The sequence below is a fragment of the Lentzea sp. CA-135723 genome (assembly GCF_050936595.1).
In the GTDB taxonomy this organism is placed as follows: Bacteria; Actinomycetota; Actinomycetes; order Mycobacteriales; family Pseudonocardiaceae; genus Lentzea.
Map to the genome: position 1 here is coordinate 7508093 of NZ_JBNJMK010000001.1, position 21720 is coordinate 7529812.

Sequence of the window (21720 nt, forward strand, 5' to 3'; positions counted from 1 at the left end):
CTGTGATCTGCGTCCCCCTCGTCCGATAAGGTTTGATCCCAGACCATGGACGAGGGGGTCGCCCTATGGCCGGTAATGACGTCTTCACCCCACCGGGCAAAGAAGACATTCTTCTCCCACCGATCTTCAGCTGGCACGAGCCGTTCGGCCTGCCGTTCACCCTCGAGGTGACGAAACCGCAGGTCCTGCTGGTGCTCTCGGTGGTGATCATCCTGACGTTCTTCCTGGTCACGACCAGGAACCTGAAGATCGTCCCGTCCCGCTGGCAGTTCGCCGCGGAATCGGTCTACGACTTCGGCCGCAACACCATCGCGCGCGAACAGATCGGCGCCAAGGAATTCGCGCCGTACGTTCCGCTGATCGTCAGCATCTTCTCGTTCGTGCTCGTGAACAACGTCTACGGGCTGATTCCGCTCGTGCAGTTCCCGACGTTCACGCACAGCGGGTTCCCGTTCGCGATCGCTTTGATCATCATCTTCCCGCTCTACCACTACGTCGGGATCCGCAAGTTCGGCCTGCGCGGCTACCTGCGCAACCAGTTCGTCATCCCGGGCGTGCCGAAGCCCGTGCTGTACGGCCTGCTGATCCCGACCGAGGTCATCCTCAAGTTCTTCTTCGACCCGGTGAACCTCGCGATCCGGGTGTTCGCGGCGATGTTCGCGGGCCACCTGCTGATCCTGGTGTTCACGCTCGGCAGCGAGTTCCTGCTGTTCAACGCGCCGATCTACCTCAAGCCGGTGTCGGTGGTCGGGTTCGCGCTGGCGATCGCGCTGTTCTTCCTGGAGGCGCTGGTGCAGGTGCTGCAGGCGTACATCTTCGCGTTGCTGTCGGCGCACTTCATCGGCCGCGCGCTGGCGGAGCAGCACTGACGTGGGCACCTCTGCTCGGCCGGGTGGTCGGTGCCGGAGAGGTCGTTCAGCTGGACGCTGTACGTCACGTACGGCGGTGACGTACGTGTGCAGGCGTTGGACTGGTTGCGCGCGCAGGTCGCCGAGATCGCGAAGTTCGTGGACGACGACGGTGACCATCCGGTCGGGTTCTTCCTGCTGACCGGCGAGGCCGGCGACGCGCGGGCGTGGATCGTGCGCGACGGCGAGGTGCACGAGGGCCCGCCGCCCGAGGAACTGCGCGCGATCGTGCGCTAGATCAGTTGCAGCGTCGGCCCGAACCCGACCTCCGGGCGGGAGCCGTCCAGCTGCGGGAAGACCGTGTCGCAGAACTCGTCGAGGCCGGCGCCGTGCGACTGGCCCGGCCCGGCGAGTTCCGTCGCCACGGCGGGCGGGATCAGCTCCACCACCCGGACCGTCGTGTCCGCCAACGCCTTGCGCAGGTTCACGGTGTAGCTGTGCAGCGCCGCCTTGGACGCGCTGTAGACCGGCGCGAACGGCTGCGGCACGAACGCGCCGCCGGACGTCACGTTGATCAGCGTGCTGGGCCGGCCGTGGGCGAGCAGCACCGGCACGAGCAGCCGTCCGAGGTGGATCGGCGCGGCGAGCAGGACGTCGATCTCGTGCTGCACCTCGTCCCAGGGTGCCTGGTCCTCGGTGATGCCGACGCGTCGCTGGATGCCCGCGTTGTTGACCAGCACGTCGAGGTCCGGCATCACGGCGCGGACGTGGTCGGCCAGCAGCGACCTCCCCGAAGGCGTGGCGATGTCGTTGACGACCGTCTCGACGCCCGGCAGCAGGGCGGCTGCGGCGTCGAGCCGGTCCGCGCGGCGTCCGGTGATCAGGACGCGGTGTCCCGCGGCGAGGTGCCGTGCCGCCAGGCCGAACCCGATGCCGGTGCTGCCGCCGGTGACGAGTACCTGAGTTGTCATGTAAACAAGCATGCGCCCGCAGGTGTTTACATGGCAACTCGGAGGTAGTGTGAGAGGCATGACGCTGAGCGAGGGCGAGATGGCGCGGTGGATCGCCTGGAAGCGGGCGAACGACGCGGTGCTCGCCGCGGTCGCTCAGGAGATCCAGAGCGCGTCCGGGCTGTCCGCGGCCGACTTCGCCGTGCTGTCGCGCGTGATCGAGAACGGCGACGGGCGCATGCGGCAGCACGACCTCGGCAGGATGCTGGACTGGAAGCGCGCCCGCCTGTCCCGTCAGCTGTCGCGGATGGCGGAGCGAGGTCTCGTGCTGCGCGAGGACGGCGTGGGCAGGCGGATGGTCGTCAGTGCGACCGATGAAGGCCGTGCCGCGCTGGCCGAAGCCCGCCCCGCGCACGCACGGGCGGTGCGCAGGGCGTTGTTCGATCGGGCACCGGACGGCGCCTTCTGGGAAGTGATCCAGGAACTCGGCGCCTAGGGGCGCTGGCACACCAGGTGCAGCGACTCCTCCGGCGTGGCGCCGGGGTACGACGGCGTGAAGACCGGCCGGCTCCGGCGCACGACCCGCAGGCCGACCTCGGCCAGTTGCGCCTCGTAGTTCTCCTCTGAGAACGACGACACCTCGATCTCCTGCCCCATCCAGGGCAGGGTCACCTTCTCGACGTCGATCGCGACGGTGGCGAGGAAGAAGTGGCCGCCCGGCCGCAGCCAGGTCGAGATGCGGCCGAGGGTCTGGACGATCTCGGCCTGGGACATCTGCAGGAGCGAGAACACCGCGCAGATAACGTCCCACGAGCCCGCGGGCGACTCGAAGTCGCGGATGTCGATCTTGTGGAACGTCGCGTCCGGCACCTGCTCCGCCGCGAGGTCCACCATCACGGGGGAGACGTCGAGGCCGGTGACCTTCATGCCCGCCTTGGCGAGGGTGCGAGCTACGGGAACGCCCGTGCCGCAGCCGATGTCGAGCACGCGCGAGCCGGAGGGCTGCGTCGCGGCGAACCAGGCGAGGGTGCCGTGCAGGGCGGGCTGGTGCGACCAAGCGCGTTGGTATTCCAGCCCGAGCGTGTCGAAGACCTCGGCCGCGTTCATTTCCCCGCCCCTCATTTCGGCCCAATCCACCTGAGTGAAGTGTGGAGAAGGTCTCTGCACGCCGTCTGGATGGCTTCTGGACGAAAACTGACGGTAGGTTGCTGGGTGAACGCGGACAGCGACGAAGTGAGACGAAGAGTGCGGAACGAGTTGCGCGTCAGCTTGCTGGGCGCGCTCGCGGCCGCGGTGGACGGTCAGGAGCTGACGCTCGGCCCGCCGCGGCAGAGAGCCGTGCTCGCGGTGCTCGCCCTGCGCGCGAACCACGTCGTGTCCCGCAGCGAACTCATCGACGCCGTCTGGGGCGACGGCCCACCGGCCAGCGCCGACAACGGCATCCACACCTACGTCGCCGGGCTGCGCAGGCTGTTCGAACCGGACCGGGCGTCGCGCGCGCCGAGCTCCGTGCTGCTCTCCACGGACGCTGGATACTTGCTGAGGCTCCCTTCCCGCTGTTCGGACGCCGCCGTGTTCCGCGCGCATCTGGACGAGGCCGGACGGCTGCGGGACCAGCCGGAACAGGCGCTCGCCGCGTTCGACGCGGCGTTGGGGCTGTGGCGGGGCATCGCTCTGGACGGCGTGCCGGGACCGTTCGCCGCCGTGGAACGCGCGCGCTTGGCCGAACTCCGGCTCACGGCCGTGGAGCAACGTGCGGCCTTGATGCTCACAGTTGGTCGTGAGACCGAAGTGGCCGGGGAACTCACCACGCTCGTAAGTGCGCATCCGTTGCGTGAACGGCTGCACGGCCTGCTGATGTCCGCGCTGTACCGCGGCGGCAGACAGGCGGAGGCCCTGGCGGTCTACGCGGACCTGCGGCGGTTGCTGATCGACGAGCTCGGCATCGAGCCCGGCCCCGAGCTCCGCCAGGTGCACGAACAACTCCTCGTCGGCAGACCGGACCCGCAGCCGGAACCCACCGCGCCCGCGTTGGTGCCCGTCCAGCTGCCGCACGAGATCCGCGACTTCACCGGCCGCGAGAAAGAGCTCGCGAAGCTCGCCGAGGTCGTCCCGCACGACCACGCGCCCGTGCTCGTCGCGATCACCGGGACCGGTGGCGTGGGCAAGACCGCGCTGGCCGTCAGGTTCGCGCACCAGGTCGCCGCGCGCTTCCCGGACGGACAGCTGCACGTCGACCTGCGCGGGTTCGACTCGTCCGCGCCGCCCGTGCAGCCTGCCGCCGCCCTGCACCACCTGCTGCAAAGCCTCGGTGTGCCGTCCGAACGCATCCCGGACGACCTGCCCGCGAAGTCCGCGCTCTACCGCAGTGTCCTTGCGGGCAAACGGGTTCTGGTGCTGCTCGACAACGCACGGCTGGCCGAGCAGGTCCGCCCGTTGCTGCCGGGCCGGTCCACGTCGATGGTGCTGGTGACGTCCCGCAACCACCTAGGCGGCCTCGTCGCCCGCGACGGCGCGCACTCGCTGACGTTGTCGACGCTCACCCGCGACGAGGGCCTGGCACTGCTGACCTCCGCCGTCGGCTCCGACCGCGTGGCCGCCGAACCCGAGGCCGCCGCCAAGCTCGTCGAACTGTGCGGGCACCTCCCGCTCGCGGTCCGGATCGCCGCCGAACGCGTTGTCACCAGGCCACATCTGACCCTCGCCGACCTCGCGAGCGACCTGGCCGATGAACGCGACAGGCTGAACGTGCTGGCCACGGGCGATGACGAGGACACGGCCGTGCGCGCCGCTTTCTCGTGGTCGTACCTGGCGCTGAAACCCGACGCCGCGAGGACGTTCCGGCTGATCGGCCTGCACCCCGGCGCCGAGATCAGCCTGGCCGCGGTGGCGGCGCTGACCGGCGTGCCGGTGTCGCGCGCCCGGACGTTGCTGGACGTGCTGGCAGGCGGTCACATGCTGGAGGAGGTCGTGCGCGGCCGTTACCGCCTGCACGACCTGCTTCGCCTGTACGCCACGGAGCTCAGCGCCACCGAGGAGTCGGCGACCGGCCGTGACGAGGCCGTGCAACGCCTGCTGGGCTGGTACTTCGACACGGCGAACGCCGCGGGGGCGATCATCGCGCCGCCGGACCACCCGTCGTTCCTGCTGCCGCCTCTGTCCACTCAGGACTTCACCTCGCACGACGAGGCTTTCACCTGGTGCAGAACGGAATCCTCGAACCTCCTGGCGGTGACGCGGCTGGCGGAGGAACACGACTCGTCCACGGCCTGGCAGATCCCGCTGGCGCTGTGGAACTACTTCATCGTCTCCAGCGCACTCGACGAGTGGATGCGCTCCTATCGCGTCGCCGAACGCAGTGCCGCGCGTGACGGCAACCAGGCCGCACGCGCGTGGGCGGTGCACGGCCAAGGGTTGGCGGCGTTCCGCGGCGAACGTTTCGCGGACGCACTGGAACTCTTCGACCGAGCCCTGTCGATCCGGCACGAGATCGGCGACGCGGCCGGCGCCGCGTGGAGCCTCACGGGCCTGGGCATGGCCTACGGCGGACTGCGCCAGTTCGACCTCGCCGTCGACAGGTTCGGGGAGGCGCTGCGAGGCCACGCCGAGGTCGGGTCGTGGTTCGGCGAGGCGGGCACGCGCCTGTTCCACAGCGACATCCTGCGCTCGGCGGGCCAGTTCGAGGCGTCACTGGCATCGGCGCGCACGGCGTACGACCTGATGGACGCGCACGACGCGGTGCACGGCAAGGCGATGGCGCTGGTCAGCATCGGCTGGGCGTTGCTCGGGCTGGGGCAGGCGGGCCAGGCGCGCGAGTCGTTCCGGCACGCCATCGCGTTCCTGCGCGTGCTCGGCGACCGCAAGAGCCTCGCGGAGGCGTTGCACGGCCTGGGGGAGACGAGCGCGGGCCAGCCGGAGGTCGCGCGGACGCACCTGCTGGAAGCACTGACGATCTACGAGGACTACGACCACCCGCGCACGCCCGAGGTGCGGGCGAGGCTGCACGACCTCGCCTAGGGGAGATCCCTGATGTGCCCGCCGCGATAGGTAGGCAAGCTACACGTCATGCAGAAGCGCGCCCGGACCCTGTTGGTGTGGTTGCACGTCGTGACCTCGGTCGGCTGGCTCAGCCAGGCCGTCGCGTTGCTCGCCCTGCTGCTCTACGGCATGAGGACGGGCGACGTGAACGCGTTCAGGATGGCCCGGTTCCTCGACCACGGGGTGCTCGCGATCATGGCCAACGTCAGCGCGTTCAGCGGGTTCATGCTCAGCGCGACGACGCCGTGGGGGTACTTCCGGCACTGGTGGGTGCTCGCGAAGTTCGTGATCACGGTCAGCCAGCTCTACGTGGGCATCTTCATCCTGAGCGACAACCTGGCGCAGGCCATCGACGGGCACACGAGCGCCTGGATGCCCGTCGGGACGGCCTTGATGATCAGCGCGATCTCGTTCCAGGCGTGGCTGAGCGTGGCGAAGCCGTGGGGGCGCACGCCGTGGGCGGACCCGAAGGTCAAGTTGCCCACGGCGAGCGCCGGGACGTTCCTCGCGTGCCTCGTGATCGCGGGGGTCGACTTCGGTCTCGGGCTCTGGATGGGCAACCCGATGCCGTTGACCATGCTGGTGACCGTGCTCGCCTACTCGATCAGGCGGGCCGCCAGGGGGAGGAACCGGTCGTCGGGCGGGTCGGGTCGTGGAACTTCGGCACGTCCGGCTCGTCCAGGCGCAACGGCGCCAAGCCCTCGGTGATCGCGCGCATGATCCGCTCGTGCGCGCGGCGGGCGTCGCCCATGGTCTCGGCGTTGAGGTCGGACAACTCGACGGGCTTGCCGAAGTGGACCTTGAACGTCGGCCTTCTGCGCACCGCCCGCAGCCACGACGTGAGGTAAGGCAGGAGGTCCTTCCAGCCGCCGACGCTGAGGTTCCCCCAGTACACGGCCTCGTGCGCGCCCCACTGGCTGATCGGGACCACCGGGATCGAGCCGCCCAGCGCCATCCTGGCGACGCCGGTCTTGCCGCGCTCCGGCCACATGCCGGGGTCCAGGGTGATCTTGCCCTCGGGGTAGACGGCGATCGGGTCACCGCCGGCTTGAAGCGCCTCCACGGCCCGGTGCATGGCCTCGCCGACGTTCGCCGACGCCCGGTCGACGCGCAGGTGACCGCACGCCGCGAGGGCCGGGCCCATGATCGGCGCGTCGAGCAGGCCGCCCGCGAGCATGAAGCGCGGGTTGACGCCGATCTTGCGGCACGCCGCGATGAGCACCATCGGGTCGAGGTTGCCGATGTGGTTGGAGGCCAGCAACAACGGCTTGCCGAGCAGCTCCGGCGGGATGTCTCCCGAGACCTCGAGCTTGCCGGTCAGCGCGATCAGGCCACGGTCGACCACCATGAGCACGCGCCAGAAGAGCGGTGTGGACACGCGGGGCAGCGTACGGCGTGTCGGAACGACACCGTGCCGGATCCGGGGAACCATGAGGTTTCGCACGCGTCCCAGTTGCAAACGGGGCTGGTGAGACGCGAGGGACTACCTTATACACATGGCCGGGCGCACAGGGACTTCGAGAAAGACCACGTCACGCGGCAAAGCACCAGCCAAGCCGCGGGCGCGATCCACCGCGTCCAGGAAACCCGCTCCACGCAAGAGCGGCGGTGCCATCAGCGCCGTCTGGGGTGCGCTGGGCCGCGGCGTCGGCAGCCTCGTGCGGACCGTGAGCCGCACCAAGGACCTCGATCCCGAACACCGCCGTGACGGCCTCGGGCTGTTGCTGATCGCGCTCGCCGTGATCACCGGCGCGGGCGTGTGGTGGCAGGCGGGCGGTCCGGTCGGCCAGTGGGTCGACGTCGCCGTGCGCAGCTCCGTCGGGTTCCCGGCGGTGATCGTGCCGGTCGTGCTGCTCGGCATCGGCGTGACGCTGATGCGCACCGACCCGACGCCGGACGCGCGGCCCCGGTTGATCATCGGCTCGTCGCTGATGATGATCGGCGTGCTCGGCATGTTCCACCTCATCGGCGGCCTGCCGATGGACCCGGTCGAACGCCGCAGCGCCGGTGGCGCGCTGGGCTACCTGGCCGGCGGGTTCCTCGCGCAGGGCCTGACGCCGTGGGTCGCGGGGCCGTTGCTGTTCCTGATCTTCGCGTACGGGCTGCTGGTCGTGACGCACACGCCGATCCGCCAGGCGCCCGAACGCATCCGCTCGTTGCTGCACCCCGGTACGGCCAAGGAACCTGTGGCGGACGAGGAGCCGGAGGAGGAGCCGAAGCCGGTTCGCCTGCGCCGCCCGTCGCGGCGCCGCCAGGCCGTGGAACCGGTCGAGGAGACGCCCGAGCTGCCCCTGGAGGAGCCGGAACCGGAACCCGCGCCGAAGCCCGTCGCGAAGAAGGAGAAGGCCGCCGCCCCCGCGCCGGACATGGCCGTGCGCGCGGTCGAGGGCGACTACAAGCTGCCGCCGCCAGGCATCCTGAAGGACGGCGACGCGCCGAAGTCCCGCAGCAAGGCCAACGACCAGATGATCGAGGCCATCACCGGCGTGCTGGACCAGTTCTCGATCGACGCCCAGGTCACCGGCTTCACCCGCGGCCCGACGGTGACCCGCTACGAGGTCGAGCTCGGCCCCGGCGTGAAGGTCGAGAAGATCACCGCGCTGACCAAGAACATCGCGTACGCCGTGGCCACCGACAACGTCCGGTTGCTGGCGCCGATCCCCGGCAAGTCCGCGGTCGGCATCGAGGTGCCCAACAGCGACCGCGAGATGGTGCGACTCGGGGACGTGCTGCGGTCGCCTTCGACGTTGAAGGACACGCACCCGATGGTGATCGGCCTCGGCAAGGACATCGAGGGCCACATGGTCACCGCGAACCTGACGAAGATGCCGCACCTGCTGGTGGCGGGCTCCACGGGTTCCGGTAAGTCGTCGTTCGTCAACTCGATGCTGGTGTCGCTGCTCGCCCGCGCCACGCCCGATGAGGTCCGCATGATCCTCATCGACCCCAAGATGGTGGAGCTGACGCCGTACGAGGGGATCCCGCACCTGATCACGCCGATCATCACGCAGCCGAAGAAGGCAGCGGCGGCGCTGGCGTGGCTGGTCGAGGAGATGGAGCAGCGCTACCAGGACATGCAGATGAACCGGGTGCGGCACGTCGACGACTTCAACCGCAAGGTGAAGTCCGGCGAGATCACCGCGCCGCCCGGTTCCGAGCGCGTCTACCGGCCGTACCCGTACATCATGGCGATCGTCGACGAGCTCGCCGACCTGATGATGACCGCGCCCCGCGACGTCGAGGACGCGATCGTCCGCATCACCCAGAAGGCCCGTGCGGCCGGCATCCACCTGGTGCTCGCCACCCAGCGCCCGTCCGTCGACGTCGTCACCGGCCTGATCAAGACGAACGTGCCGTCGCGCCTCGCGTTCGCCACGTCGTCGCTGACCGACTCGCGGGTCATCCTGGACCAGCCGGGCGCCGAGAAGCTGATCGGCATGGGCGACGCGCTCTACCTGCCGATGGGCGCGGGCAAGCCGGTCCGCATCCAGGGAGCGTTCGTCGGCGACGAGGAGATCTCGTCGATCGTCGAGTTCACCAAGAACCAGGCGCAGCCCGAGTACACCGACGGCGTCACCGCGCAGAAGGCAGGCGAGAAGAAGGAGATCGACGCCGACATCGGCGACGACCTCGAGCTGCTGGTGCAGGCGACCGAGCTGATCGTGACGTCCCAGTTCGGGTCCACGTCGATGCTGCAGCGCAAGCTGCGGGTCGGGTTCGCCAAGGCGGGCCGCCTGATGGACCTGCTGGAGACCCGTGGCGTGGTCGGGCCGTCCGAGGGCTCCAAGGCCCGCGAGGTGCTGATCAAGCCGGACGAGCTGGAGAGCGTGGTCTACCTGATGCGCGGTGGCGGGCCCGCCGACGACGAGTGAGGCCCGCCTCCGCGCGCTGACCTACTTCAGGCCGGCCTTCTGGATGCTCGTGGCGGTGGAGCTGGCGCTGCCGCCGAACTGGCGCACCGCGGCGTAGTAGAGGTCGGCGGTGCGCTTGCAGGCCCAGTTCGAGCCGCACTGGTTGTACATGTCGGACTTGAAGTTGTTGTCGATGCGCAGGCGGTTCGTCTCGTTCCACCGGCCCTGGCGCTTGTAGTTGCGGTAGCCGAAGTCGTGGCGGTGGCAGGTCGGCAGGAACTTGAAGCCGAAGGGGTTGTCCGGCGAGTACGAACAGCCGTCGGACGACCAGTCGAGCTGGCCCGCGTACGGCTGCTGCGCGCGCAGTGTTGTGAACTGGCTCAAGGACTTCGAGTACAGGTAGTCGTCGGTGACCGCGACGATGTCCACGGCTTGTGCCGGGGTGCCCGTGAAGATCAGGGCGATCGAGGCGGCGGCACCCACGAATGCCGAGCGCAGGGTCTTCGACATGGCGAGCTCCTCGGTTGTGAGCAGGGTCTCGCCAGTTGTAGCGGGTGATCGACTGTCCTCGGTAGACACGATCTGATGAACGTCAGGTGCTCGGATGGCCGCACGCGATCGCCGTGGCCACGCGGAGTTCACGGGGAAGTCCCAGTGCGTGCAGCATTTCGTTGTCCGCTACTCCGCCGAGCAGATAGCCGCCCAGCTTCTGTTCGGCCAAACGGAGGCAGATGGTCTGCGCCGCGGCACCTGCTTCGAGCAGACCGAAGCGGCCGGCGCGTTCGCCGTACTTCTCGAACGAGTCCTTGTCCGTCAACACCAGGACGATCGTCAGCGGTGGGGTGTCGGGGGTTCCGAGTATTTCGGGCAGGTTCTCGGGGGCAGGACCGATGTCCTGGAGGGCGTGCCGGCCGATGTCGTAGCGGACCGCGCGGCCGTGCACGAAGGCGTAGCAGCGCAACGGGTTGAGGCCGCCCGCCGACGGGAAGCTGTGGTCGGTCAACGCGCCGAGAACCGAGCCGAGTTGCTTGTCGGTCAGGGACTTCCGGGCAAAGTCGCGGGTGCTTCTGCGCGCCTGGAACAGCTTCTGCAGCCGGTCGGCCGGGCGCGGGAGTGGCGCCGGGGTCGTGGGGAGCTCCAACGGGTCGATCAGCTGGGGCGGTGGGCGGAAGTCGCGGAGCTGGTCGCCGAGTCTGCGCTGGTGCAGAGGGGAGAAGCGGCTCGCGGCCCAGAAGTCGTCGAACACGGGCTCACCCCAGGGGATGTGGTGCGGGATTGGGGAACGTGCCTGGTGAGGCGTGCGGGTACCGCCAGCCCAGCTCGCCGGTGCGGCCCGCGACGTGCGGCCAGGCGTGGTCGGAGTGCAGCGGGGCGAGGTCAGGGGAGAGCACCCGGACGCAGTGCAGGCCCACCGCCGAGAGCTCCGGCGTGGTGAGCTCGCGGTAGGCGAGACGGATGTCCGCTCGTTCGAGTGCGTGGACCAGTTCGGTCAGTTCCGCCGCCGTACCTTGGGACCGCGCGTCTTGCGGTGGGTCGGTCTCGAAGCCCTGGAACCACGGCAGGGCGTCCCATTGCTCCGGGTTCGTGGCGTAGTAGACGGCGTGCTTGTCGAAGTCGGTGACGTCGGTGACGGGTTCGGTGCCGTTGCGGGCAAGCCAGACCTCGATGAACACCGTGCCCTGCACCCATTCCTCGTAGGCCTTCCGCACGGCTTCCGCCGTGGTGGCCCGGCACGCCAGGCCCAGGGTCGGCCGAGGCCTGCCGGCGATCGGGAGCGAACCCGCGACCGCCACCACCGGGTGCGGGCTGTAGGCCGGGGTGAGGTCGAACGCCTGGACGCCGTGCGGCAGGCCGGCCTCGAAGCGCTGCGGGGCGAGGGAGTGCAGCCAGGTCGTGGTGAACGCGTCGCGTTCGACCAGTTCCTGGACCGCTCGAAGCAACGCACTGGTCGTGGACGGGCCTGCGGCGAGGCCCGATGACGTCGCCGGGAGGCCGTAGGCAGGGTCCAGCGCTACAAGGCCAGCCGGTACGCGGATCGGCGTGTTGCCCGGCAGCGTCCATGCTGTCGTGTACCTCGTGTCGACGTATCCCTTGCGGTAGCGGTAGTTCGGGGACACCCGTTGTTCGACCGTGTGCAGGCTGAAGTGTTCCAACGGCCAGCACTCGCCGGTGGTCGCGGTTTCGAGCTGTGCGCGTGCGGCCGCGTGGCGTTCGAGGGCCTCGGCGACGGCGGCGGTCTTGGTCGTACCGCCGGAAGTGCCGCCCGTGGCGAAGGGTTCGGGCACCGCGGCCCAGCCCTCGACGTCCACATCGGACAGACTGTGCGGCACGGGCTGGAGTTGCGACACCACGCCCTGGCGCCAGCCGACGGCGCGTTCCGCGAGGGCCTCCGCGACGGTCCTCACGGCTTGCTCCTGTAATGCCGGTAGATGCAGTAGCCGCACGCCAGGGCGCCGAGCAGGTAGAGCATGCCGACCGTCGCCGCCACGATCTCGTGGACGGCGGCGAGCGGGCCGAGCACGAAGAGCACGGCGAACGGTTCCAGGCACCACACCGCGATCCAGCCGATCAGCCTGCCGAGGCTGCTCCACGGCTTGGGCGACCGGGCGATGAAGCCCGCCGCCACCGACCAGGACAGCGCGGCGGCCGCGGCCCCCACCCACCAGCCCCAGTGGAGTTCGAAGGCCACGCCCGCCGTGATGAACGGCAGCACGACCACGAGCAACGGGAAGATCGCGGCGGGCAGCACCAGCAGACTGCGCGGCCGCGGTAGTTCTTTGGTGTCCTCGTGCAGGGCGGCCGGGATGTGCACGGCGGCTCCCACCGAGGAAACCGCGCAGCAGCAACAACAGCAGCAACAGGTGGGCGTCGCGGCGTTGGCGGCGGCCGCACCGGGTGAGAACTGGTCAGGTAACCGGACTGCCGTCGCGTTCAAGGTTCCCCCAAGGAAGTGACACGCGCCCGACCTCGACGGCCGGGCAGACCTCGCACCCGGCCGCGGGCAGCACTCTCTCGCGGGTCGTCGTGAACTCGTCGAGGTGGACGGTGACGACCGTGTCGAGCAGTGCGAGCGAGCCGTTGCGGATGTTCTGGACCGCTTGCAGGGCGAGGGAGATCGGAAACTCGTGCGTCATCGCCGCCGGATGCGGGGGAGGCGGCGGATCCCCCCACCGCCGCCCCGCCCGCACCGCGAGGCACGCCAGGCACGCACCGGCACCGGGCACCACGAAGGGCCCGACGGCGGCGGTGTGGTGGTACGCGAGGTCCAGCAACAGGTGCGGAACCTTCGTCTCGCGCGCCACCTCGACCAGGTCGACCAGCGTGCCGGTCGTCCGCACCACGAGCAGCAGGTCCGGATTCTCGTTGTGCGGCAACAGCTCTACCAGCCCGGCGGGTGCCTCTCCGACGAACCGCGTGCCGACCCCCATCGGCTGCGCGTCGTCTCGAGGCAACCCGGCCGGGCGGAGAGCGCCCAGGGTCCTCAGCTGGGCCAGGTACTGGCGAACCGGTTCCCCCAACCGGCTTTCGTCGACCGTTCGAGCCACTCCCCTCAACACTGGCTCGAACAGGCCGGCCAGCGCCACGGCCACCGCCCTGGGCAGGTCCGGGATCAGGTACGCGAGATCGGCTCCCGCGTACACGACAAGGCCTTCGTCTCGTACTTGTGCGTGCCAGGCGGGATCAGCGACCAGGCTCATCCTCGTCCCCCCTTTGCAGGAAGCGTTCGATCTCCTGCTCGCTCGGCAGATCGCCGGCCGGATCCATGAGGTTCTCGGCGATCGGCGGCAACGGCTGCTCGGCCCACGCGGGCTGGTAGTCGTCACTCGGCAGCAACCCGTGCCGTGACGCGAACTCCTCCGCCGCGTCCCGGATCGACTCCCGCAGCGTCCCCACCACCGCGGTCTCCGCCGTGTACGTCAGCTCGACGAGCAACGCCCGCACGTTCTCGAGCTGGTTCTCATCGCCTGCTTTTCTGGCCAGCTCGGGCCAGAACTGCCGCTCGAACAACCGCACGAAGTCCGCCGCCACCGCGTCGGTCGCCGTGCGCAGGCGCGTGAAGCTGTCCATGACGTCGTCGCTGGGCACCCTGAGGCCGGCCAGCCGACCGCCCGCTTCGAGTGCCCAGCGACGCGTGTGCGGCCAGCCGTACTTCCACCGCACCAAGCCCAACCGCATAGCCCGGAGGAGGAGTCGCGGTTGGACGTCTCCGGTCGGAATCAGGTGCTTGATGTCGCGCACCTTGATCCGAACCCAGTCGTCGGGACCCTCGGCCTCGCTGAAGCCGAGCACCGCGGCGACCGACTCGCCCTTTTCCCTCGCCTGGATCAGTTCCGCGATCGCCGGCAACGAGAACCCCCGCTGCTGCAACCGCTGCACCAACGTCAACCGCTCGACGTGCGAGGCGTCGTAGTACGCCACGCGTCCCTGCCGTCTCGGCGCGTGCAGCACACCCTTCGTCTGGTACATGCGAATGGTGCTGCTGGGCAGGCCGATCCGGGCAGCGAGCTCGTCGACGGTCAGCGATTCGGACACGTCGCTGATCCTGGCGCCGGTGGTTCTTTGAGTCAAGACTCTTCGAGTAATTACTCGAAGAGTTACAACTCCAGGAGCATCCGGCTGTTGCCGAGCGTGTTCGGCTTCACGTAGCTCAGGTCGAGGAACTCGGCCACACCCTCGTCCACCGACCGCATGATCTCCTCGTAGACCTCGGGACTCACCGGCGTGCCCTCGATCTCCACGAACCCGTGCTTGTTGAAGAACTTGGTCTCGAACGTGAGGCAGAAGATGCGGCCGAGCTGCAGCTCCTTGGCCGTGGCGATGAGCTGGGCCACGATCCGGTGCCCCACACCCTTGCCCAGCGCCAGCTGCGACACCGCGACACTGCGGATCTCGGCCAGGTCCTCCCACATGACGTGCAGGGCGCCGCACCCGAGCAGCTCGCCGTCCTCCTCGGCCACCCAGAACTCCTGGACCGCCTCGTAGAGCGTGACCAGGGGTTTGGCCAGCAGGACCTTGCCCGCGTACCCGTCGATCAACGCCTTCATGGCGCGCACGTCGCTGGTGCGGGCGCGCCGCACGACTACCCCACTGGTCACAACCGTCAAGTATGGGCCGCGTCCCCATAGGGCTTCTCCTCAGGCGGAGCGTCTTCCGGCGGAGGCGTCTCGGGCAGGGAGTGACCAGGAGCGTTCAACAGCAGGCGGAGCAGTTCGACCGAGTGGTCGCGCTCGTCCTCGGTCTCGCTCTTGAGGGCGTGGTCGACCACCTTCTGCTCCAGGTCCGCGCGACGCCGGGCGGGGCCGGAGCGCACCCAGTCGCGGAACGCGCGGGCGAGCTCCGCCCACACGTGCCGGGTGAGCAGCGCGAACACGGCCAGCAGCGCCGGCACCGCGTACCCCTGCTTCAGCAACTCGATGAGCACGGGCACAGGGTCCGGCAGCACTGGACATCAAAAGTAGACAGAATGTGGGTGCCGTTCCTGGACATCGCTCCAGGCTCGCCTCGGCAGCGCGATTCAGGCGGCGGGACCTGGGCCGGTTACTCTGAGCGTCGTGTCTTCTCCCACCACTCCGCGACGTGTGTCGCTGCTGACCCTGGGCTGCGCCCGCAACGAGGTCGACTCCGAAGAGCTCGCCGGACGCCTCGGCGAGGGCGGCTGGGAGCTGGTGGACGAGGGCGCTGACGTCGTCGTCGTCAACACGTGCGGCTTCGTCGAGCAGGCCAAGAAGGACTCCGTCGACACGCTGCTCGCCGCGTCCGACACCGGCGCCAAGGTCGTAGCCGTCGGGTGCATGGCCGAGCGGTACGGCAAGGAGCTCGCGGACAGCCTCCCCGAGGCGGCCGCGGTCCTGGGCTTCGACCAGTACAACGACCTGGCCGAGCGGCTGCAGGACGTGCTGCACGGCAAGCCCGTCGAGTCGCACGTGCCGGTGGACCGCCGCACGCTGCTGCCCATCACGCCGGTCAAGCGCCAGGAGGCCGCGCAGGACGTGCAGGTGCCCGGCCACGGCTGGGGTCCGACCAAGGTCCAGCGCAAGCGCCTCGACGACGCGCCCGTCGCGCCGCTGAAGATCGCGAGTGGCTGCGACCGGCGGTGCAGCTTCTGCGCCATCCCGAGCTTCCGCGGCGCGTTCGTGTCGCGGCACCCCGACGAGATCGTCTCCGAGGCCATGTGGCTCGCCGAGAACGGCGTCAAGGAGCTCTTCCTCGTCAGCGAGAACTCCACGAGCTACGGCAAGGACCTGCCGCGCGAGCAGGGCGCCCTGGAGCAGCTGCTGCCGCGACTGGCGAGCATCCCGAACGTCGAACGCGTCCGGGTCAGCTACCTCCAGCCCGCGGAGACCAAGCCGAGTCTCGTGGCGGCCATCGCCAAGACCGACAAGGTCGCGAACTACTTCGACATGTCGTTCCAGCACTCCAGCGAGAACGTGCTGCGCCGCATGCGCCGGTTCGGTGACACGGACAGCTTCCTCAAGCTCGTGTGGCAGATCCGCGAGCACGCGCCGGAGGCCGGCATCCGCAGCAACTTCATCGTCGGCTTCCCCGGTGAGACCGAGCAGGACCTGCAGGAGCTGGAGCGCTTCCTCACGGAGGCGCGGCTCGACGCGGTCGGCATCTTCGGCTACTCCGACGAGGACGGCACCGAGGCCGAGGAGCTCGACGGCAAGCTCGACGCGGACGTCATCGCGGAACGGGTGCAGCGGATCGGCAACCTCGTCGAGGAGCTGACCAGCCAGCGCGCCGAGGACCGGGTCGGCACCGAGGTCGTCGTGCTGATCGAGACCGAGGAGGACGACGAGAGCGACTGCGTCGGCCGCGCGGAGCACCAGGCGCCCGAGGTCGACGGCGAGTGCATCGTGCTCGACGCGGAGGACCTCAGGCGCGGCGACCTCGTGCGCTGCCGGGTCGTCGACTCCGAGGGCGTCGACCTGATCGTCGAGGTCATCGGGACATGACAGAAGCCCGGAAGGTCCCGCTGCTCAACGTCGCGAACATCCTCACGATGGCGCGGCTGGTACTCGTTCCGGTCTTCCTGTTCTCCCTGTTCGAAGCGGGCGGCTTCGACACGACGTGGCGCCTGATCGCGTTCGCCGTCTTCGCGATCGCGAGCTTCACCGACCACATCGACGGCACGCTCGCGCGCAAGCACGGGCTCATCACCGACTTCGGCAAGATCGCAGACCCGATCGCGGACAAGGCGCTCACCGGCTCGGCGCTGGTGGGGCTGAGCATCCTCGACGTGCTGCCGTGGTGGATCACGATCGTCATCGCCGTGCGCGAGATCGGCGTGACGCTGCTGCGGTTCTGGGTGATCCGCTACGGCGTCATCCCGGCGAGCCGCGGCGGCAAGGCCAAGACGTTGGCGCAGGTCATCGCCATCGGGCTGTTCGTGCTCCCGCAGAACGACGTGCTCCAGCTGATCGCGTGGGTGATCATGGCGGTGGCGCTCGTGCTGACCGTCGTCACGGGAATCGACTACGTCATCCGCGCGTTCAAGTTGAAGGCGAGGGCGGGGAGGGCGGTGGCATGAACGTCGTCGAACTGCTCAAAGCGAGGAACCAGACCGTCGCCACGGCCGAGTCGCTGACCGCGGGTCTGCTGTGCGCGACGATCGTCGACACACCGGGGGCGAGTGCCGTGGTCCGCGGTGGGTTGATCGTCTACGCCACCGAGCTCAAGCACGAGCTCGCGGGCGTGGATCAGCAGCTGCTCGACGAGCACGGGGCCGTGCATCCCGACGTGGCGGTCCAACTGGCCGAAGGCGCCAGGAAAAGGTGCAAATCGGACTGGGGAATCGGGCTCACCGGGGTCGCCGGACCCGATCCGCAGGACGGTGTGCCCCCGGGAACGGTCCACATCGGCTTGAGCGGACCTGGAGTGTCCACAGTGCGGACAATCACTCTCAGTGGTGATCGCGCAGCGGTCCGTCGGGACTCCGTGGAAAAAGCCCTGGTCCTGCTCTCGGATTACCTGCTGATGACCGACGCCGGGAACAAATGATGACTCCGCGTTCGTTCGCCCTTGGCGGACGTGTTCGGAAGTGAGTGCCCGTTGTCGGTGTCGATCGGTAACGTAGGGACACGGCCGGCCGGAAGGAGGCGCGCGATGACCGTGCTGCTACGCGAGGCGATCGGTGATCGACTTCGCCATGCCCGCACCAACCAACGCCGCACGCTGCGCGAGGTCTCTCGGACCGCCCGCGTGAGCCTGGGGTACCTGTCCGAGGTGGAGCGCGGCCGCAAAGAGGCGTCCAGCGAGCTCCTCTCGGCCATCTGTGACGCGTTAGAGCTTCCGTTGTCCGAACTGCTGCACCACGTCGCCTCCGACATCGGCGCCGTCCAGCAGACGCCGGACACGGTGCCGGACGGACGTTCGGACGGGCGCAAGCTGGAGGGCGGCCGCGTGCTGCCGTCCACGCTCTCGGACGACCTGTCCGATCTGCGCCTGCAGCCGATGCTCAGTCACCGGCTCACGAGCAAGATCGGCGAGAAGCCCAAGGCCGTCGCTGCGGCATAACCCCATGTCATCCACGACCCCGCATGCCCTCTGGCGTGCGGGGTCGCCTGCATTCGGGTGAACTGGAGAGGTCTGTGGCCCCCGCCACGTGACGGTCTGCAACAAGATTGCCTCTTCGTACGTTCAACTGACAACGACGGCAGCGGGCTGAACGGCAGGCAACGGCTTGGCATCAGCACGCTGGGTCACCGCGTCTCGGGGCGCGGGTGCGGGCAGGATTGGCACGTCGCACGGCGTGTCTACCTAAGTCCCGGGGTGGGTCAGGGTGTTCCCGGATATCTCCCCATGTCGGTGGATACGCCGACGCACAATTGAGACGATGGATCCAACACCGGCACCGAGAAGGCAGGCGTAGGAGATGGCCAGTCCGTTCGTGAAGTTCTGGAAGTACCTGATGGCGTCGTTCTCGTCGAAGATCGACGAGCACGCTGACCCGAAGGTGCAGATCCAGCAGGCCATCGAGGAGGCGCAGCGTCAGCACCAGGCGCTCTCCCAGCAGGCGGCAGCCGTCATCGGCAACCAGCGGCAGCTGGAGATGAAGCTCAACCGCCAGCTCGGCGACGTCGAGAAGCTGCAGGCCTCCGCACGTCAGGCGCTCGTGCTCGCCGACGAGGCGCGCGCGAAGGGCGACGAGCAGAAGGCCGCCCAGTTCGAGAACGCCGCGCAGGGCTTCGCCACCCAGCTCGTCACGGCTGAGCAGGGCATCGAGGACCTGAAGACGCTGCACGACCAGTCGCTGCAGGCCGCCGCACAGGCCAAGCAGGCGGTCGAGCGCAACTCGATGATGTTGCAGCAGAAGCTGGCGGAGCGGACCAAGCTCCTCAGCCAGCTCGAGCAGGCCAAGATGCAGGAGCAGGTCTCCGCGTCGCTGAACCAGATGAGCGAGCTCGCGGCGCCCGGCAACGTGCCGTCGCTCGAAGAGGTTCGCGACAAGATCGAGAAGCGCTACTCGACCGCGCTCGGGTCGGCGGAGCTCGCCCAGAACTCGGTTCAGGGCCGGATGCTCGAGGTGCAGGCCTCGACCACCCAGCTCGCCGGTTCGTCGCGTCTCGAGCAGATCCGCGCCTCCATGCACGGCGGCCAGAGCAGCACGCCGCAGCAGGTGACCGCGGGCAACAGCGCGGCCGCGCAGATCCAGGCCGAGATCGCGCAGCGCGTCCAGTCCGAGCAGAAGACCCAGCAGCAGCAGGTCCCGCCCGCCCAGAACTGACGGGCGTCGGGGCAGGAGGAGTCAGCAGGTGATCATGGAGCCCTGGAGAAACCGTCCCAACAACGAGATCGTCCGCAAGGTCGTCAACGAGTTGGGTGCGTCGCTCCAGGGCCACCCGCTGGCCGAGCAGGCGCGTTACCGCCTGCAGAAGTGGAACGACCCGCTCGCGAAGCTCGAACGCAGGCGCAAGCGCACCAACGCCGTGCTGACGTTCTGGCTGATCGTGATCACGATGCTCGGCACCCTCGCGGTGCTGGGCTTCACCGGAGTGCTCGGCACGTGGGCCGCCGTCACCGGCTCGATCGGCGCCGCGGTGCCCGCCGTGCTGGCCGTGCGCAGCGGGTTCAAGCTCAAGGAGATCGGCGTCGCCCGGCAGCGCCTCGCGCTGTCGCCGCCGCCCGCTCCCCGGCCGCCGCTGCCCGCGCACATCTCGTCCGCGCGGGTGCCCATGGAGAAGCTCCACAGCGCCGAGGACGCGATGACGCAGCTGCTCGTGCAGCTCGACTCGCCGGCGCTCACGTCGATGCCCACCGAGTCCGTCCAGCACGCCCGTCAGACGGCCCAGGAGGCGTCCACGGCGATCCGCGCGGTCTCGGCGCAGCTGCAGGCCGTCGAACGCGCCCGGGACACCGCACCGCCGCTGGAACGGGCGTCGTTGGTCGAGGGCGTGCGGGTGCTGCGGATCCAGCTCGCGGACGGCGTGGACCGCTACTGTGCGTTGGTGGCCGAGGCCGGCAAGGCCCTGGCGGCGAGCACGCAGTTCCAGAACCCGGCCGAGGTGCTGGACGACGCGACCGATCACATGGCCGGTCTGGCGTCTGCGATGCGGGACGTCTCAGGCTATTCAGCGTACTGAATGTAACGCTCCGTAGTCACGTGCGGCTATTCGGCGAGTCTCTATGGAGATCTTTGCTGCAATCGTGTGATTATCGGACTGTTATCTAGCCGTAGCCGCTACATGGCGTGGCAGGATCTCGGGGCCGGTCTGCGGGAAGTCCGGCTGAATTGCCGGGAGGCAGTGCGTTGGCGTTGTGGACCGTGCACGGGGACGGTCGGATCACCGACAGTGAAACCGTCGCGCCCCAGGAGAGGGTGAGCTGGCCGCTCACCATCGGGTTCGGAGTGCAGCACCTCGTCGCCATGTTCGGCGCCACGGTGATCGTGCCCACCGCCACCGGTCTCCCCGTCGCCACCACGCTGCTGTTCTCCGGCCTCGGCACGCTGCTGTTCCTGGTGATCACCAAGAACCGCGTCCCGAGCTACCTCGGCTCGTCGTTCGCCTTCGTCGCGCCCCTGATCGCCGCCCGCGAGCAGGGCATCGCCGCCCAGCTCGGCGGGGTCGTCGCCGCCGGCCTGCTGGTGATCGTCGTCGGCATCGCGGTCAAGGCGCTCGGCGTGCGGCTGCTGGAGTCGGTCATGCCGCCGGTCGTCACCGGTGCCGTCGTGATCCTCATCGGCCTGAATCTCTCGCGGCAGGCCACCTCGAACTTCGGCGAACAGCCGTTGCTGGCCGGCCTGACGACCGTGGTGATCCTGCTGGCGGGCGTGCTGGGCCGAGGCCTGGTGTTCCGGTTCTCGGTCCTGATCGGCTTCGTGGCGGTCTGGATGGGCGGCCTCGCGTTCGGCGCCGTGCCGTCCGCCAGGATCGCCGAGCTGCGCGACGCGGCCTGGGTGGGCCTGCCGCGGCTCTACCAGCCGGAGCTGCGGCCGTCGGTCGTGCTGCTGATGCTGCCCGTGGTGATCGTGCTGGTGGCCGAGGTCGTCGGGCACGTGAAGGCCGTCGCCGCGCTGACCGGCCGCAACCTCGACGGCAGCGCGGGCGACGCGATCATCGCCAACGGCCTGTCGACCGCGTTGTCCGGCCTCGGCGGCGGCGCGGGCACCACAACGTACTCCGAGAACATCGGCGTGATGGCCGTGACCCGCGTCTACACGACGGCGGCGTTCGCGTTCGCCGGCGTGTTCTCGGTGCTCCTGGCGTTCTCCCCGAAGGCCATCGCGCTGTTCGGCACCATCCCGCCGGGGGTGCTGGGCGGCTGCACGCTCGTGCTCTACGGCCTGATCGTGCTGGTCGGCGTGCGGATCTGGATGGACCGCGGCGTCGACCTGGCGAGCCCGGTGAACGCGATGGTCGGCGGCGCGGCGCTGGTGGCCGGTGTCGGCGACCTGACCATCGAGATCGGCGACCTGGAGCTCGGCGGCATGGTGTGGGGCTCGCTCCTGGTCGTGATCCTGCACCCGGTGATGCGCTGGCTCAGGGCTGCACGCCGTAACTAGCCACCACACGTTGGTGTGGTTTTCGTGAC

The 21720-nt window shown here is 69.1% G+C and carries 24 protein-coding genes; 13 read left to right on the forward strand and 11 right to left on the reverse strand.

Features of this window, described 5'->3' with window-relative positions; genetic code table 11:
• Positions 1–65: 65 nt before the first annotated feature.
• Together atpB and ACQEU1_RS35230 are read left to right on the forward strand one after the other, a co-directional pair.
• Positions 66–869 (forward strand): F0F1 ATP synthase subunit A, encoded by an 804-nt coding sequence (gene atpB, locus ACQEU1_RS35225; RefSeq protein WP_433210918.1) that lies wholly within the window; start codon positions 66–68, stop codon positions 867–869.
• A 30-nt stretch (positions 870–899) separates the two neighbouring features.
• The gene (locus ACQEU1_RS35230; RefSeq protein WP_433210920.1) at positions 900–1145 is read left to right on the forward strand and encodes a hypothetical protein; all 246 of its coding nucleotides are present in this window, start codon (positions 900–902) and stop codon (positions 1143–1145) included.
• Here the strand turns inward: ACQEU1_RS35230 and ACQEU1_RS35235 are convergent.
• The gene (locus ACQEU1_RS35235) at positions 1142–1819 is read right to left on the reverse strand and encodes an SDR family NAD(P)-dependent oxidoreductase (RefSeq protein WP_433210922.1); all 678 of its coding nucleotides are present in this window, start codon (positions 1817–1819) and stop codon (positions 1142–1144) included. The genes ACQEU1_RS35230 and ACQEU1_RS35235 overlap by 4 nt on opposite strands.
• Before the next feature lie 58 nt (positions 1820–1877).
• Between ACQEU1_RS35235 and ACQEU1_RS35240 the strand changes: the two genes are divergently transcribed.
• The gene (locus ACQEU1_RS35240) at positions 1878–2294 is read left to right on the forward strand and encodes a MarR family winged helix-turn-helix transcriptional regulator (RefSeq protein WP_433210924.1); all 417 of its coding nucleotides are present in this window, start codon (positions 1878–1880) and stop codon (positions 2292–2294) included.
• Here the strand turns inward: ACQEU1_RS35240 and ACQEU1_RS35245 are convergent.
• On the reverse strand, positions 2291–2905 hold the full coding sequence (locus ACQEU1_RS35245; RefSeq protein ID WP_433210926.1) for a class I SAM-dependent DNA methyltransferase: 615 nt from the start codon (positions 2903–2905) through the stop codon (positions 2291–2293). The two genes, ACQEU1_RS35240 and ACQEU1_RS35245, sit on opposite strands and share 4 nt — an antisense overlap.
• A gap of 138 nt (positions 2906–3043) precedes the next feature.
• Between ACQEU1_RS35245 and ACQEU1_RS35250 the strand changes: the two genes are divergently transcribed.
• Entirely contained in the window at positions 3044–5815 is a 2772-nt protein-coding gene (locus ACQEU1_RS35250; RefSeq protein WP_433210928.1) for a BTAD domain-containing putative transcriptional regulator, read from the forward strand.
• A 48-nt stretch (positions 5816–5863) separates the two neighbouring features.
• Positions 5864–6544, forward strand: coding sequence for a hypothetical protein (locus ACQEU1_RS35255; protein ID WP_433210930.1), 681 nt, complete (start codon positions 5864–5866; stop codon positions 6542–6544).
• Here ACQEU1_RS35255 and ACQEU1_RS35260 read toward each other — a convergent pair.
• The gene (locus ACQEU1_RS35260) at positions 6441–7214 is read right to left on the reverse strand and encodes a lysophospholipid acyltransferase family protein (RefSeq protein ID WP_433210932.1); all 774 of its coding nucleotides are present in this window, start codon (positions 7212–7214) and stop codon (positions 6441–6443) included. The genes ACQEU1_RS35255 and ACQEU1_RS35260 overlap by 104 nt on opposite strands.
• Positions 7215–7332: 118 nt before the next feature.
• On the opposite strand from ACQEU1_RS35260, the gene ACQEU1_RS35265 reads away from it, so the two are divergent.
• Positions 7333–9708 carry a DNA translocase FtsK 4TM domain-containing protein gene (locus ACQEU1_RS35265; RefSeq protein WP_433210934.1) on the forward strand — a complete coding sequence of 792 codons (2376 nt, stop codon included), beginning with the start codon at positions 7333–7335 and terminating at the stop codon, positions 9706–9708.
• A gap of 21 nt (positions 9709–9729) precedes the next feature.
• Here the strand turns inward: ACQEU1_RS35265 and ACQEU1_RS35270 are convergent, their stop codons facing one another.
• The 8 genes from ACQEU1_RS35270 to ACQEU1_RS35305 form a co-directional block, all read right to left on the reverse strand.
• The gene (locus tag ACQEU1_RS35270) at positions 9730–10197 is read right to left on the reverse strand and encodes a phospholipase (protein WP_433210936.1); all 468 of its coding nucleotides are present in this window, start codon (positions 10195–10197) and stop codon (positions 9730–9732) included.
• Between the two features lie 82 nt (positions 10198–10279).
• Positions 10280–10933, reverse strand: a complete 654-nt coding sequence (locus ACQEU1_RS35275) for a nitroreductase family protein (RefSeq protein WP_433210938.1) — start codon at positions 10931–10933, stop codon at positions 10280–10282.
• Between the two features lie 4 nt (positions 10934–10937).
• Complete coding sequence (locus tag ACQEU1_RS35280) at positions 10938–12092, reverse strand: YcaO-like family protein (protein ID WP_433210940.1); 1155 nt, start codon at positions 12090–12092, stop codon at positions 10938–10940.
• Positions 12089–12511: a hypothetical protein gene (locus tag ACQEU1_RS35285; RefSeq protein ID WP_433210942.1), complete on the reverse strand. Its 423-nt coding sequence runs from the start codon at positions 12509–12511 to the stop codon at positions 12089–12091. The genes ACQEU1_RS35280 and ACQEU1_RS35285 overlap by 4 nt, the downstream gene beginning before the upstream one ends.
• Positions 12512–12593: 82 nt before the next feature.
• On the reverse strand, positions 12594–13385 hold the full coding sequence (locus ACQEU1_RS35290) for a hypothetical protein (protein WP_433210944.1): 792 nt from the start codon (positions 13383–13385) through the stop codon (positions 12594–12596).
• Positions 13369–14220 carry a MerR family transcriptional regulator gene (locus ACQEU1_RS35295; RefSeq protein ID WP_394616345.1) on the reverse strand — a complete coding sequence of 284 codons (852 nt, stop codon included), beginning with the start codon at positions 14218–14220 and terminating at the stop codon, positions 13369–13371. Before ACQEU1_RS35295 ends, ACQEU1_RS35290 begins: the two co-directional genes overlap by 17 nt.
• Positions 14221–14282: 62 nt before the next feature.
• On the reverse strand, positions 14283–14783 hold the full coding sequence (locus ACQEU1_RS35300) for an amino-acid N-acetyltransferase (RefSeq protein ID WP_382444625.1): 501 nt from the start codon (positions 14781–14783) through the stop codon (positions 14283–14285).
• A 5-nt stretch (positions 14784–14788) separates the two neighbouring features.
• A complete protein-coding gene (locus tag ACQEU1_RS35305) occupies positions 14789–15109 on the reverse strand; it encodes a hypothetical protein (protein WP_433210946.1) in 321 nt (106 codons plus the stop codon).
• A 130-nt stretch (positions 15110–15239) separates the two neighbouring features.
• Between ACQEU1_RS35305 and rimO the strand changes: the two genes are divergently transcribed.
• From rimO to ACQEU1_RS35340, 7 genes are all read left to right on the forward strand, one after another.
• Complete coding sequence (gene rimO / locus ACQEU1_RS35310; protein WP_433210948.1) at positions 15240–16643, forward strand: 30S ribosomal protein S12 methylthiotransferase RimO; 1404 nt, start codon at positions 15240–15242, stop codon at positions 16641–16643.
• Entirely contained in the window at positions 16640–17218 is a 579-nt protein-coding gene (gene pgsA, locus ACQEU1_RS35315; protein ID WP_433210950.1) for a CDP-diacylglycerol--glycerol-3-phosphate 3-phosphatidyltransferase, read from the forward strand. Before rimO ends, pgsA begins: the two co-directional genes overlap by 4 nt.
• The gene (locus ACQEU1_RS35320; protein ID WP_433210952.1) at positions 17215–17688 is read left to right on the forward strand and encodes a CinA family protein; all 474 of its coding nucleotides are present in this window, start codon (positions 17215–17217) and stop codon (positions 17686–17688) included. Before pgsA ends, ACQEU1_RS35320 begins: the two co-directional genes overlap by 4 nt.
• A gap of 105 nt (positions 17689–17793) precedes the next feature.
• The gene (locus ACQEU1_RS35325) at positions 17794–18204 is read left to right on the forward strand and encodes a helix-turn-helix domain-containing protein (RefSeq protein WP_433210954.1); all 411 of its coding nucleotides are present in this window, start codon (positions 17794–17796) and stop codon (positions 18202–18204) included.
• Between the two features lie 358 nt (positions 18205–18562).
• Positions 18563–19414, forward strand: a complete 852-nt coding sequence (locus tag ACQEU1_RS35330) for a PspA/IM30 family protein (protein WP_285638857.1) — start codon at positions 18563–18565, stop codon at positions 19412–19414.
• 34 nt (positions 19415–19448) lie between these two features.
• Positions 19449–20270: a phage shock envelope stress response protein PspM gene (gene pspM, locus ACQEU1_RS35335; RefSeq protein WP_433210956.1), complete on the forward strand. Its 822-nt coding sequence runs from the start codon at positions 19449–19451 to the stop codon at positions 20268–20270.
• 236 nt (positions 20271–20506) lie between these two features.
• On the forward strand, positions 20507–21691 hold the full coding sequence (locus ACQEU1_RS35340; protein WP_433210958.1) for a uracil-xanthine permease family protein: 1185 nt from the start codon (positions 20507–20509) through the stop codon (positions 21689–21691).
• Positions 21692–21720 lie beyond the last annotated feature (29 nt).

Coding starts and splice junctions, on each gene's coding strand:
- ACQEU1_RS35325 (WP_433210954.1), top strand. CDS start 17,794: ATGACCGTGCTGCTACGCGAGGCGATCGGTGATCGACTTCGCCATGCC.
- ACQEU1_RS35320 (WP_433210952.1), top strand. CDS start 17,215: ATGAACGTCGTCGAACTGCTCAAAGCGAGGAACCAGACCGTCGCCACG.
- ACQEU1_RS35240 (WP_433210924.1), top strand. CDS start 1,878: ATGACGCTGAGCGAGGGCGAGATGGCGCGGTGGATCGCCTGGAAGCGG.
- ACQEU1_RS35255 (WP_433210930.1), top strand. CDS start 5,864: ATGCAGAAGCGCGCCCGGACCCTGTTGGTGTGGTTGCACGTCGTGACC.
- pspM (WP_433210956.1), top strand. CDS start 19,449: ATGGAGCCCTGGAGAAACCGTCCCAACAACGAGATCGTCCGCAAGGTC.
- ACQEU1_RS35265 (WP_433210934.1), top strand. CDS start 7,333: ATGGCCGGGCGCACAGGGACTTCGAGAAAGACCACGTCACGCGGCAAA.
- atpB (WP_433210918.1), top strand. CDS start 66: ATGGCCGGTAATGACGTCTTCACCCCACCGGGCAAAGAAGACATTCTT.
- ACQEU1_RS35290 (WP_433210944.1), bottom strand. CDS start 13,385: ATGAGCCTGGTCGCTGATCCCGCCTGGCACGCACAAGTACGAGACGAA.
- ACQEU1_RS35270 (WP_433210936.1), bottom strand. CDS start 10,197: ATGTCGAAGACCCTGCGCTCGGCATTCGTGGGTGCCGCCGCCTCGATC.
- ACQEU1_RS35330 (WP_285638857.1), top strand. CDS start 18,563: ATGGCCAGTCCGTTCGTGAAGTTCTGGAAGTACCTGATGGCGTCGTTC.
- pgsA (WP_433210950.1), top strand. CDS start 16,640: ATGACAGAAGCCCGGAAGGTCCCGCTGCTCAACGTCGCGAACATCCTC.
- ACQEU1_RS35235 (WP_433210922.1), bottom strand. CDS start 1,819: ATGACAACTCAGGTACTCGTCACCGGCGGCAGCACCGGCATCGGGTTC.
- ACQEU1_RS35245 (WP_433210926.1), bottom strand. CDS start 2,905: ATGAACGCGGCCGAGGTCTTCGACACGCTCGGGCTGGAATACCAACGC.